At 40.8% G+C, this 12279-nt stretch carries 10 protein-coding genes; 8 read left to right on the top strand and 2 right to left on the bottom strand.

The features are described from left to right. Positions 1-34: 34 nt before the first annotated feature. The gene (locus HXT59_RS05115) at positions 35-751 is read right to left on the bottom strand and encodes a uracil-DNA glycosylase (protein WP_004106746.1); all 717 of its coding nucleotides are present in this window, start codon (positions 749-751) and stop codon (positions 35-37) included. Positions 752-878: 127 nt separating this feature from the next. Between HXT59_RS05115 and HXT59_RS05110 the strand changes: the two genes are divergently transcribed. Together HXT59_RS05110 and groL are read left to right on the top strand one after the other, a co-directional pair. Then, positions 879-1547 (top strand): LytR C-terminal domain-containing protein, encoded by a 669-nt coding sequence (locus HXT59_RS05110; protein ID WP_012914135.1) that lies wholly within the window; start codon positions 879-881, stop codon positions 1545-1547. Between the two features lie 200 nt (positions 1548-1747). Next, entirely contained in the window at positions 1748-3373 is a 1626-nt protein-coding gene (gene groL / locus HXT59_RS05105) for a chaperonin GroEL (protein WP_421784247.1), read from the top strand. A gap of 122 nt (positions 3374-3495) precedes the next feature. Here the strand turns inward: groL and HXT59_RS05100 are convergent, their stop codons facing one another. Next, positions 3496-3789 (bottom strand): WXG100 family type VII secretion target, encoded by a 294-nt coding sequence (locus tag HXT59_RS05100; RefSeq protein WP_004111519.1) that lies wholly within the window; start codon positions 3787-3789, stop codon positions 3496-3498. A 52-nt stretch (positions 3790-3841) separates the two neighbouring features. Here HXT59_RS05100 and HXT59_RS05095 point away from each other — a divergent pair, with 52 nt between their 5' ends. From HXT59_RS05095 to HXT59_RS05070, 6 genes are all read left to right on the top strand, one after another. Next, complete coding sequence (locus tag HXT59_RS05095) at positions 3842-4747, top strand: hypothetical protein (RefSeq protein WP_012914137.1); 906 nt, start codon at positions 3842-3844, stop codon at positions 4745-4747. A gap of 78 nt (positions 4748-4825) precedes the next feature. After that, on the top strand, positions 4826-5566 hold the full coding sequence (locus tag HXT59_RS05090) for a response regulator transcription factor (RefSeq protein ID WP_004111521.1): 741 nt from the start codon (positions 4826-4828) through the stop codon (positions 5564-5566). A gap of 2 nt (positions 5567-5568) precedes the next feature. Then, the gene (locus HXT59_RS05085; protein WP_012914138.1) at positions 5569-7515 is read left to right on the top strand and encodes a sensor histidine kinase; all 1947 of its coding nucleotides are present in this window, start codon (positions 5569-5571) and stop codon (positions 7513-7515) included. A 191-nt stretch (positions 7516-7706) separates the two neighbouring features. Continuing rightward, a complete protein-coding gene (locus tag HXT59_RS05080) occupies positions 7707-8096 on the top strand; it encodes a cold-shock protein (protein ID WP_421784246.1) in 390 nt (129 codons plus the stop codon). Positions 8097-8113: 17 nt separating this feature from the next. Continuing rightward, a complete protein-coding gene (locus HXT59_RS05075; RefSeq protein WP_102155201.1) occupies positions 8114-9502 on the top strand; it encodes a DUF3027 domain-containing protein in 1389 nt (462 codons plus the stop codon). Positions 9503-9653: 151 nt separating this feature from the next. Continuing rightward, on the top strand, positions 9654-12242 hold the full coding sequence (locus HXT59_RS05070) for an ATP-dependent Clp protease ATP-binding subunit (protein WP_012914140.1): 2589 nt from the start codon (positions 9654-9656) through the stop codon (positions 12240-12242). The last annotated feature ends 37 nt before the right edge of the window (positions 12243-12279 follow it).

The raw sequence follows: 12279 nt of genomic DNA, 5'->3' as shown, positions 1-12279 counted from the left end.
GTCTTTATAAGATAATTTGCAATATTTAAGACAATTAGATTTCTTGAGAATCTAGGGACCAATTAATTGGCGAAACTCCCATATTAATTAAGGCCTGATTAGCTCTTGAAAATGGATGCGATCCAAAGAATCCTCGCATTGCAGAAAGAGGGCTTGGGTGCGCTGATGTAATAAGAGTTGCATTCGTCAGCAAAGGAGCCAAACTTTGCGCATTACGACCCCATAAAATAGCTACAAGCGGCAATGGATTACCATTGCAATCAGTTCTATTGTTTAATGCTCGAATAGCTGCATCGGTTACAGGCTCCCAACCTTTTCCTTGGTGGCTATTTGCCTTACCGGCCTCAACAGTTAAACATCTGTTAAGAAGCATCACACCCTGCCTGGTCCACGGTGTTAGATCTCCACTTTTTGGAGTTTCTACACCTAAATCGTTTACTAATTCTTTATAAATGTTTATGAGACTTTTTGGCAGTGGGCGCACTTTTGCAGCTGTGCAAAAACTTAAGCCTACTGGATGGCCCGGCGTTGGATATGGATCCTGGCCAACAATTAAAACTTTAATGCTTTTTAGTGGAATAGAAAAAGCACGCAAAATGTTGTGGCTAGCAGGAAGAATATGATGTCCGCTTTCTATCTGCTCTCGCAAAAATACTCCCATTGCGCGTATTTGTGGCTCAACTGGCTTTAATGCTTCAGCCCAATCAGGATCCATTAGCTCGTTTAAGGGTTTAATATTTTGAGGATTCATATTGCTACTGTATGTCAAGGCATACCATAAAAGGAAATCAATCAAATTTTCTAAATTTGTGCTTTGTGCTAAGCATTAGATAGTATAGATTCATTATTGTTTAAATGATTTTATAAGGAGTGCAATTATGGCGCGAAATAATCAGAACGTGTCGTATACGCCTGATGCTTTTGATGAGCCACCAGAGGGACCGATTGGAGTTCATCGTGGAAATCCTGCGTGGTATGCCGTAATACTTCCTTATTTTGTTGCATTAATTGTTGCAGCGGTTGTTGGTGTTTTGGTTTGGGCTATCGCTTCTGGCGAAATCTCACATCTTCCGTTGCCTTGGAATCATCAGCAACAATCATCTCAATCAGCATCGCCTTCTAAGACTTCTGAAAACAAAAAGTCGGTTAAAAGCGACGAAGATAAATCTTCTGAAGGCGGAGATGACGACGATAATAAATCTGAAGAAAATAAATCAGATAGGAAAGATGCTGGTGACTCTAAGGATAATTCAGCAAATGATTCTAAGACGCAAACTTCACTAGATAAATCAGTTGCTGTGAAAGTTCTTAACGCAACCAAGATAAGCGGTCATGCTGCTGCTGGAGCAGATAAGTTAAAGCAAGCGGGATACGCAAATGTGACAGCTGGGAATCCAACTGGTAAAGTCCCAGGCGAGTCTGTTGTTTGGTATAAAGACGATTCACAAAAAGCTGCAGCTGAAGATATTGCAAAGACTTTAGGTATTAGTGCTGTCGAAAATGAAAAACAAATCGTTTCTCCGATTGTAGTTGTGCTTTGCAAGTAATATTTTTAGCATAAAAATAACCGGTTAGAATTATTTTCTAACCGGTTTTTATGTATAAACGCCAAAAAAGTTGGCACTCGGGTACATAGAGTGCTAATCTTCAAATTAGCACTCAAGCCTTGAGAGTGATAATAAGCAGCTGACGGCTTATTACTCAAGATTGCAGTGAAAAGTTCATAAATAACGTATGTGGAGGAACTATGGCAAAGATTATTGCCTACCAGGAAGACGCCCGTCAGGGTATGCTCGCCGGTTTGGATAAGCTTGCAGACACTGTTAAAGTTACACTTGGTCCAAAGGGTCGCAACGTTGTATTAGATAAGACTTACGGTGCACCAACTATCACAAATGATGGCGTTTCTATCGCTAAGGAAATCGATCTTGAAGATCCATACGAGCGTATTGGCGCCGAACTTGTTAAGGAAGTAGCTAAGAAGACTGATGATGTTGCAGGCGACGGTACTACAACTGCTACTGTTTTGGCACAGTCTTTGGTGCATGAAGGTTTGAAGAATGTTGTTGCAGGAAGCAACCCAATCGCTCTTCGCCGCGGCATCGAAAAGGCTGCTGAAGCAATCGTCAAGGAATTGCTTGCTTCTGCAAAGGATGTTGAGACCAAGGAACAGATTGCTGCTACTGCTACGATTTCTGCAGCTGATCCTGAAGTTGGCGAAAAGATCGCTGAAGCTTTGGATAAGGTCGGTCAGGATGGTGTTGTCACAGTTGAAGACAACAACAAGTTTGGTCTTGACTTGGACTTCACTGAAGGTATGCGCTTTGATAAGGGCTATATTTCCCCTTACTTCGTCACTAACGCTGACGATCAAACTGCTGTTCTTGAAGATCCATACATTTTGCTCACTTCTGGCAAGGTTTCAAGCCAGCAGGATATCGTCCACATCGCTGAGCTTGTTATGAAGTCTGGCAAGCCATTGCTTATTATTGCTGAAGATGTTGATGGTGAAGCATTGCCAACACTTGTTTTGAACAAGATTCGTGGCACTTTCAACACTGTTGCTGTTAAGGCTCCAGGATTCGGCGATCGTCGTAAGGCTATGCTCCAAGATATGGCTATTTTGACCGGTGCACAGGTTGTTTCTGACGACCTTGGCTTAAAGCTCGATTCTATCGACGCTTCTGTGTTTGGTCACGCAGCTAAGGTTATTGTTTCTAAGGATGAAACAACTATCGTTTCTGGTGCTGGATCTAAGGAAGATGTTGATGCTCGCGTGGCTCAGATTCGCGCAGAAATCGAGAACACTGATTCCGATTACGATCGCGAAAAGCTTCAGGAGCGTCTTGCTAAGCTTGCTGGCGGCGTTGCTGTTATTAAGGTTGGCGCTGCTACTGAAGTTGAAGCTAAGGAGCGTAAGCATCGTATTGAAGATGCAGTTCGTAACGCTAAGGCTGCTATTGAGGAAGGTTTGCTTCCAGGCGGTGGCGTAGCTTTGGTTCAGGCTGCTGCAAAGATTGAAAAGTCTCAAGCAATCACAGAGCTTAAGGGTGAAGAAGCGACGGGTGCTGCAATCGTGTTCCGCGCTGTAGAAGCTCCAATCAAGCAGATTGCTCAGAACTCTGGCGTTTCTGGAGATGTTGTGCTCAACAAGGTGCGTGAGCTTCCAGAAGGCGAAGGCTTCAACGCTTCAACCAACACTTACGAAGATTTGATGGCTGCTGGCGTTACTGACCCAGTTAAGGTAACTCGTTCTGCTCTACAGAACGCTGCTTCTATTGCAGGTTTGTTCTTAACCACTGAAGCTGTGGTTGCTAACAAGCCAGAAAAACCAGCTGCAGCACCACAAGCTGGTGCCGACATGGGCTACTAAATTAAAAGTTGTAAAAATTTTATAGCTGAATAGCTCATAGACTGAATAGCTCATAGTAAATGGCGGTATGCTCGCAAATGAAGTATACCGCCATTTATATTTCATTAGATTATTCAGACTATTCAGCCCATTCCAAATAGGGAAGTAGCTTGAGCTTCCGCATCAAGATACACTCCTGACGCATGTTGCATAGCTTGCTGAATTGCTTCTAATGATTGCTCCATTTGTTGTTGCGCCGCTCGCCACTGCTGAGCGGTCGACGCAAATTGTGTAGCCGCCGATCCAGTCCACACGCTCTGCAATTGCTGTAAATTGGTATACATCCCGTTGACTGCATCTCTAATTGCACTAACCGAGGTTCCAACGGCTGCCGCAGCCTGCTGAATTTGCTCTGAATCAACTCGAAATTGTGCCATATTTCCCCTCCATTTGTTTTGCGTCTAAATAAACGCTTTTTTATAAATTATTTTGCGAAACATTCCAAATAAATTAAGCAAAGATTTTTATAATGCTACTTTTACTTGTGTGATGTCACGCTATTATGAATATATGCCATCAAAAAACTACGAAAAAGATTTATGCACCAATGTGGTTAAAAGCTTAGCTTGCACGCGTATTGCAAATTTTAACTACCAGCATTCTCATTCAAAACTATTTTTAGCTAAACGCGTATTGCTTTTATTAATGGCATTTTTATTTAGTTTTTCTTTTATTCTTCCAACTCTTCCAATAAATTCGCTCATATTTTTACCTTTAAATAGAGTAAATACAATTAATGCATATGCTGAAAGCAATGAGCAAAATTCTGGAATAGTTGCAACAGACTCAATAACAGACACAGAAAATTTGCTTGGGGATTCTGTCAGTAAAGTTGCTGACATGATTGAGACAACAAAAAAGCGTACAGGAGTAAATGTTAGGCTCTTATATTTGTCTACTTTTGGAAATACAAAAAATTCATCAAAATGGGCTAGTGATTTGTTGATTAGTACGCTTCCAGCTAAAAATACTGTGCTGCTTGCAGTAGCAACTCATGATGGAAGATTAGTTGTAGCTGTTTCGCCTAATTCCGATGAATGGCTCAAAAATAAAAATACTGTAGACTTGTTATCCGATGCAGCTTATAAGCCATTAGTAAGCACAACTGGAACGCATTGGGATCAATCTGCAATAATGATGATGAAACAAATAATGCGTGCAAAACGTACGTCAACAACTTCTTCTGCAAGTCTTATTTCTACAATTATTATGCTATTAATATTGTTGGCATTATTCTCAATAGTCGCGATTATTCTGTTTAGAAAGAATCGCATACAACGTCAAATACTTGCTGGTGTTAGAAAAGCTCGTAGAAGGCACGCTCGTCACAGGTAGACAAAAATATTCGATAACTTGTTTTATTTTCAGCAATTATTCAGGAAACATTCAGCTTGATAAGTGATGCTAATCAATATGAGTAAGAACGTTGAAGCATCTATTGTCGTGGTCGATGACGAGCCATCAATCCGTGAACTTTTGGTAGCATCTTTGCATTTTGCTGGGTTTGAAGTAGAAACTGCTGCATCCGGCTCAGAAGCTGTTGAAGTAATTGAACGAGTAAATCCAAATCTTATCGTTATGGATGTTATGCTCCCAGATATTGATGGTTTTACTGTTACGAGGCGTATTCGTCAAAATGGAATTAAAGTTCCTGTATTGTTCCTAACTGCAAGAGACGATACACAAGATAAAATTATGGGTCTAACCGTTGGTGGAGATGACTACGTTACAAAGCCATTCAGCTTGGAAGAAGTAGTGGCAAGAATACGAGCAATTCTTCGCAGAACACAAGAACCTGATGAAGAAACTCATATTATAAAAGTTGCGGATCTTGAGATTAACGAGGATTCTCATGACGTAACTCGATGTGGCGTGCCAATCGAACTTAGCCCAACTGAATACAAACTACTTCATTATCTTATGGACAATGAAGGTCGAGTTCTGTCAAAAAGCCAGATTTTGAATCACGTATGGCAGTACGATTGGGGCGGAGACGCAGCAATCGTTGAATCTTATATTTCTTATTTAAGAAAGAAGATTGATGGCATTGAAATTACTGATGATTCAGGAAAACAGCAAAAAGTAGTTCCTCTTATTGAAACTAAACGTGGCATCGGTTATATGATTCGAGAGCCTAAGGCAGGTCAAGCCTGATCATGCAATCTAGTAATAATAACTACAATAACGCTGAATCAACTATTAGCAACAGCACAAATAATAACTCTAAAGATGATTCAGATGTTAGAACTGCTGGAAAAAGTGTTGCGATAGAGCTAAGTGAAAATAACAAAAAAAACAAAAAGCCTCGTAAAACCTGCTGGCTACGTCGTCGCATAAATGCAATACCACTGAGTACGCGTTTAGTTGCATGTACTCTTGCTATTTTAACTGTAGCCGCTTTTTGCATATCACTATCAATTCAGCAGCTCGTAGGAAATTATTTGCTAGAAAAAACTGATGTACAATTAGCAAGTCAAGCGCAATTTGTTTATGACAATGTTGATTCATTGCGCATGAAAAACTCAAATCAATCTTCAGTAGGTCCAAATAATTACTTTATGCAAGTTAGAGATACGCATAATAAAATTATTTCTACTCCATTAATACCAATTAAAGGATCGGTTGTTTCGGTTCCTAAACTTCCTGCAGACGGTTTTGATAGTAAAAAAATTGTTACCCACAAGCCTTACACAGCACCTGCAATCGTCAAGGGGAATACTAATAAAGTCGATGCAATCACTAAAAAGGCTGCAACAGCTCCATGGAGAGTTTTAGTATTAACGTGGGGTCAAAAAAATAGCTATAATTCAGAGTTAAGTGTTAGCGGTTATGTCTATATTGCTTTATCTCTTAGCGATCAAATTGATACCGTTAGCACACTTACTCGTTACTGTATAATGGTGAGTATTGCAGTTATTTTGTTTGGAGCAGTATTTTCAGCAATTATTATTCAATCAGCTTTAAGACCGTTAAAACGAATTGAAAAAACAGCTTCAAAAATTGCTTCTGGAGATTTAAGCAAACGAGTTCCATCTGCTCCTGAAAATACTGAGGTTGGATCTTTAGCAGCTTCTCTTAATTCTATGCTTGCTCGTATTGAAAGAGGATTTAATGAGCAAGAAGATATGACAGAAAAAATGAAGCGATTCGTTTCAGATGCAAGTCATGAATTACGTACTCCATTAGCTGCAATTCATGGATATGCTGAGTTATATACAATGTGGCGCAACATGCCAGGAGAGCAGGAGAGAGCAGATGACTCTATTGCCCACATTAAGGCTTCTAGCGAGAGAATGACTGAACTAGTAGAAGATTTGCTTTCTTTGGCGCGTTTTGATGAGGGTCGTGGAATTAATATTTCACAGCAAGTTAGCTTATCTCCAATACTTTCTGACGCGGCTAATGATCTACATGCTCTTGATCCTGCTAGATCCGTTCAACAAGGCTATTTAACTATTTCGGATGAGTGGAAGCTTATGAGTTGCACAAATTGCGATTTTGAGCGTAAGCTCCAATTCCATGTTGGTACACTTCCAACTGTTACGCTACTCGGTGATGGTGCTAGATTACGCCAAGTAATGACAAATATCGTAGGAAATATTCATAGATACACCCCTGTTGATTCTCCTGTAGAAATTGCAGTAGGAGTTATGAAGGCGTCTATAACTCCAAATGAATTATCTAAATTACCTTCTGTAAAAGAATCACTGAAGGAGTTTTTGGAAGCAGCGGAAGTCAGCCAATCTACTGATACGGGTCATAAGTATGCTGTAATTCGAGTTGTTGACCATGGCCCTGGAGTTCCAGAAGAATCATTGTCTAGAATTTTCGAGCGTTTCTATATTGCTGACCCATCAAGAGCTAGAGAAAAAGGTGGAACTGGCTTGGGTATGGCAATTGCGCAATCTGTAGTAAAAGCACATCATGGTTTTATTTGCGCAACTATATCTTCTCCATTAGAAGCATCGACCAATTCTAAAACTAATCTTGATGACACTATGGATGGGTCTGAGCAAATAGATGTTAAAGCTCATGGCCTAACTCTTACTGTAGTTCTGCCAGTTAATGAAATCGATGAGCCTTCTAAAATTGTTAGCGATTAAAATATTGGCATTAGCAACACTTGCGCAGGTTAAAAAAATTTTATTGCCCGCGTGTATGCGCTACAATGTAATAAGGAAACAAGTAATAACAATATTTGGTACACTATCTATAAACCTATCGCATATGCTGATACTTTATGCCTTGTGCACTTCAGCGTGCGAAATGAGAATTATTTGGAGTGAGGTGTGTTATGCCCAATGGGCGCGTGCGTTGGTACGATACGCAGAAGGGGTACGGCTTTATTGTTGGAGATGATGGTAAGGATGTTTTCTTGCCAGCAGCAGCATTGCCAGTTACTGTAAAAGCTTTACACAAGGGTACACGAGTTGAGTTTTCTTTAATTGAAGGTCGCAAAGGACCACAGGCTATGGGCTTGAATGTTATTGCAACAGCACCATCGCTTGTAAAGGCCACTCGTCCTAAAGCCGAAGATATGGCAGCTATTGTAGAAGATCTTATTAAGCTTCTTGATTCTGCTGGTAATGGTTTGCGTCGACGTCATTACCCATCAACTGTTGAAAGCAAAAAACTTGCTACATTGTTGCGTGCAGTGGCAGATAATTTTGACGTTCAGGAATAGTGTCTGGAATATTATTTATGACTGATGAAGTGATGGATCCACAAGAACTAGCTAGAAGTATAGCTGTGGAAACTTCAGAACGTACTGATGCAGTAGGAGATTTTGTATCTTCTATAGAGCTTGGCGACGGAGTTACAGACTTTCGTTTCGTAAGCAATTTAGTTGGGTATGAAGGCTGGCAGTGGTCAGTTACGTTGTATCATGATGAAGAAACGCAACGTTGGACCGTGAACGAATCAACGCTTGTTCCTACTGAAAATTCTTTGCTTTCACCACCATGGATTCCGTGGAAAGACCGCTTGAAACCAAGTGATCTTTCTGTAATGGACTCTATTGGCACATCTGAAGACGATTCTCGACTAGAAGATGGCTTCCGTCAAGTAAATAATATTGATGATAATAATTCTGAAAAGAATATAGAATCAGCAAATTCAGATGATTATTCTGAGTCTAAAACTGAAGATGACGCTAAAGCTAATACTAGCGAAGAAGATGCAGACACAAACGCAAACGCAGAAAAAGATATTAATCAAAATCAAGAATCTTGCGATGCAAATAATGATTTTGACGAAGATCTTGAAGAAGCTGTTTCAACGCTAAGACTGTCTCGCAGACGAGTAATGACTGCGGAAGCAATTTCGCAAACAGCTAAACGCTGGTACGCAGGTCAACATGGCCCAAAGTCGTTATCTACAAAAATTGCCGATGGCAAAGCATGTTCATCATGCGGATTCCTCATTCCTCTAGCTGGAAGTTTAGGCTCTATGTTTGGCGTATGCGCAAACATGTGGAGCCCAGACGATGGGCGAGTTGTATCGCTTGATCATGCTTGTGGTGAGCATTCTGACATTGAACCACCTGAGCCATCGCAGCTTTGGATTCAATCTGAACCTGCATACGACGATTATCATATTGACATTTTGCAACAAGCTCCACGAGATGAGCGAGCAGACGTTGAGCTTATTGAGGAAGCAATCGAAGACAGTAAGATGCATCGTCGTAAGCGCAGAAAATTAGATTCAAAATTGCGCAACAAAAAAGAAGCCTCAACAGACAAAGATGAACAAAATAATTTATCTGAATCTGATTTAATAGACAATTCAACTATTGACGAAAAATCATATGAAAATAATGATGACAAAAATCGCGAAATTGAAGTTGAAAATCAAACTGAAAAAATTGAAGAGACTGTAGCTAATGAATCTGAAAAATTTGAAAAATCCCAAAAAGATACAGATTATCCTGATTCTTCAGAAGTAAACTTAGTAGACGAAAATTCTGTTACAGAAGAAATACCGTTAACAGGAAAAGTGGAAGAGTCACAAGAATCTGAAGACACTTCAAAAACTACAGCATCCACATCAATGCGATTATATAAAAGAAAATCTCGCAGACAACATAAGTAATTATGCAAGAAACGAGAATATGAATATTTAGGTTCATCATTCATGATTATTGTGATGCTATGGAATGCTGTACGAATGAATAAATATATACGACGCTTCGCGTCATGGCGACTCGTTACCATGGAATGAAAGAAAAGAACGGAAGGTAGTTATGTTTGAACGGTTCACTGATCGCGCACGACGCGTGATTGTGCTAGCTCAGGAAGAGGCTCGCTCACTTCAGCACAATTATATTGGTACTGAGCATATTTTGCTCGGGCTTATTCGCGAAGGTGAGGGCATTGCCGCGAAAGCGTTAAGCTCAAAAGGCGTAGGCCTAGAAGGCACTCGCAAACAGGTTGAAGAGATGATCGGCAAAGGCACTGTTTCGCCTGCTGGTCATATTCCTTTTACGCCTCACGCTAAGCAAGTGCTTGAACTGAGTTTGCGCGAAGCTCTTCAGCTTGGTCACAGTTATATTGGTACTGAGCATATTTTGCTCGGGCTTATACGCGAAGGCGAAGGTGTGGGCACGCAAGTACTTATAAAGATGGAAGTTGATCTTGGAGACTTGCGAAGCACTACTGTTGATTTAATTCGTGGAGATAATGCTCCTAATGGTAGCGAGAAGGGCGAGTTAGCTAATGCTGGAAGTGTGCAAGATAAGCGAAATCAATCCGGCTCTGCTCTTCTTGATCAATTTGGACGCAATTTAACATTTGAAGCTCAAGAAGGAAAGCTTGATCCTGTTATAGGTCGTTCTGAAGAAATTGAACGCGTTATGGTTGTACTTAGCCGACGCACGAAGAATAATCCTGTGCTTATTGGAGAGCCTGGAGTTGGTAAGACTGCAGTTGTAGAAGGTCTCGCACAGAAAATCGTTGAAGGCGATGTGCCGGAAACGTTAAAAAATAAGCAAGTTTATTCTCTAGACTTAGGTTCAATGATTGCAGGATCTCGCTACCGTGGCGATTTCGAAGAGCGCTTGAAAAAAGTGCTTAAAGAAATTAAAACACGCGGCGATATTGTGCTTTTTATTGATGAGATTCACACTATTGTTGGAGCAGGTTCTGCTGATGGAGCTCTTGGTGCATCCGATATGCTTAAACCAATGCTTGCGCGTGGAGAGCTACAGACAATTGGTGCTACTACTACTGACGAGTATCGCAAGTATATTGAAAAAGATGCTGCTTTGGAGCGTCGTTTCCAGCCGATTCAAGTTCCAGAACCTACAATTGCTGAAACAATCGAGATTCTTAAAGGATTGCGTTCTCGCTACGAAAATCACCATCATGTAACTATTACCGATGGAGCTTTACAGTCTTCTGCTGAGCTTTCTGATCGTTACATTCAAGATCGTCACCTTCCAGATAAGGCTATTGATCTTATTGATGAAGCTGGTGCGCGCTTGCGTATTAAGCGCTTGACTCAGCCGCCTGAGCTCAAAGAATTAAACCATAAGATTGCTAAGATTTCTGAAAAGAAAGATGAAGCAATCAAGCAGCAAGATTTTGAAGAAGCTGCCAATCTTCGCGACGATCAAGAAAAGCTTGAGAATGAAGCTGCAGAGAAGGAAAAGGCTTGGCGCGAAGGCGAGTCTAATGTCAAGATGGTTGTTGATGAAGACATGATTGCTTCCGTTGTTTCAAGCACTACAGGCATTCCTGTAGTAAAGCTTACTCAAGCGGAATCACAGAAGCTTCTTCAAATGGAATCTGAACTTCACAAGCGTATTGTTGGTCAAGATGAAGCTGTGTCTGCTTTAGCTCGCTCGATTCGTCGTGCTCGAGTTGGTTTGAAGGATCCTAAACGTCCTTCTGGATCGTTTATTTTTGCTGGTCCTACTGGAGTTGGTAAAACTGAGCTTGCCAAGGCGCTTGCAAACTTCTTGTTTGATGACGATAATGCCTTAATCAGAGTTGACATGTCAGAGTTTGCAGAAAAGTATGCTGCGTCTAGGCTTTTCGGTGCTCCTCCTGGATATGTTGGATATGAAGAAGGTGGCGAGCTTACTGAAAAAGTTCGCAGAAAGCCATTCTCTGTGGTGCTTTTCGACGAGATTGAAAAAGCTCATCCAGATATTTTCAACACGCTTTTGCAAGTACTCGATGACGGTCACTTAACAGACGGTCAGGGTAGAAAAGTGGACTTTAAGAATACGATTATTATTCTTACCACCAATCTTGGTACTCGCGATATTGCGAAGGCTGCAAATACTGGCTTTACACTTGGAAATAACGCTGATTCCACGTATCAGCGCATGAAAGATCAGGTTAATTCTGAGCTTAAGCGTCATTTCCGTCCAGAGTTCTTAAACCGTTTGGACGACACTATTGTGTTCCGTCAGCTTACGGAGCCAGAAGTTCGTCAAATTGTTGACATGGACGTGAAGTTGCTTAACGACAGGCTGTTTGATCGTCACATGTCTCTAGAAATTACGGATGCCGCTAAGAATTTGCTTGCACAGAAAGGCTTCGATCCTTTGCTTGGTGCACGTCCGTTGCGTCGCGTAATTCAGCGAGATATTGAGGATACTATTTCTGAAAAGATTTTGCTTGGTGAACTTTCTGACGGCGAACACATTAAGGTGGATGCTGAAGGCGAAGGATTGCTGGGGGAGTTCACAATTAAAGGCGAAAAGTTTGAGACAATAGACACAACTGCTGCTGTTGCTACTGAAGAAAATAAGTCTGAAGAAAATAAATCTGAGGATAATAAGTCTGAAGATAGCGAAAAAGAAGATAGCAATAAGAATAAGTAAAGTTACACAATAACTAACTGAATACACTAAAAGCCCG

This window comes from Gardnerella sp. KA01001 (assembly GCF_049244025.1).
Classification (GTDB): domain Bacteria; phylum Actinomycetota; class Actinomycetes; order Actinomycetales; family Bifidobacteriaceae; genus Bifidobacterium; species Bifidobacterium swidsinskii.
This window is presented reverse-complemented; position numbering and strand designations above follow the sequence as displayed.

What these genes read in the sequence shown, in the direction of transcription:
- HXT59_RS05115 (WP_004106746.1), bottom strand. Translation starts at nt 751, where the DNA reads ATGAATCCTCAAAATATTAAACCCTTAAACGAGCTAATGGATCCTGAT.
- HXT59_RS05110 (WP_012914135.1), top strand. Translation starts at nt 879, where the DNA reads ATGGCGCGAAATAATCAGAACGTGTCGTATACGCCTGATGCTTTTGAT.
- groL (WP_421784247.1), top strand. Translation starts at nt 1,748, where the DNA reads ATGGCAAAGATTATTGCCTACCAGGAAGACGCCCGTCAGGGTATGCTC.
- HXT59_RS05100 (WP_004111519.1), bottom strand. Translation starts at nt 3,789, where the DNA reads ATGGCACAATTTCGAGTTGATTCAGAGCAAATTCAGCAGGCTGCGGCA.
- HXT59_RS05090 (WP_004111521.1), top strand. Translation starts at nt 4,826, where the DNA reads ATGAGTAAGAACGTTGAAGCATCTATTGTCGTGGTCGATGACGAGCCA.
- HXT59_RS05085 (WP_012914138.1), top strand. Translation starts at nt 5,569, where the DNA reads ATGCAATCTAGTAATAATAACTACAATAACGCTGAATCAACTATTAGC.
- HXT59_RS05080 (WP_421784246.1), top strand. Translation starts at nt 7,707, where the DNA reads ATGCCCAATGGGCGCGTGCGTTGGTACGATACGCAGAAGGGGTACGGC.
- HXT59_RS05075 (WP_102155201.1), top strand. Translation starts at nt 8,114, where the DNA reads ATGACTGATGAAGTGATGGATCCACAAGAACTAGCTAGAAGTATAGCT.
- HXT59_RS05070 (WP_012914140.1), top strand. Translation starts at nt 9,654, where the DNA reads ATGTTTGAACGGTTCACTGATCGCGCACGACGCGTGATTGTGCTAGCT.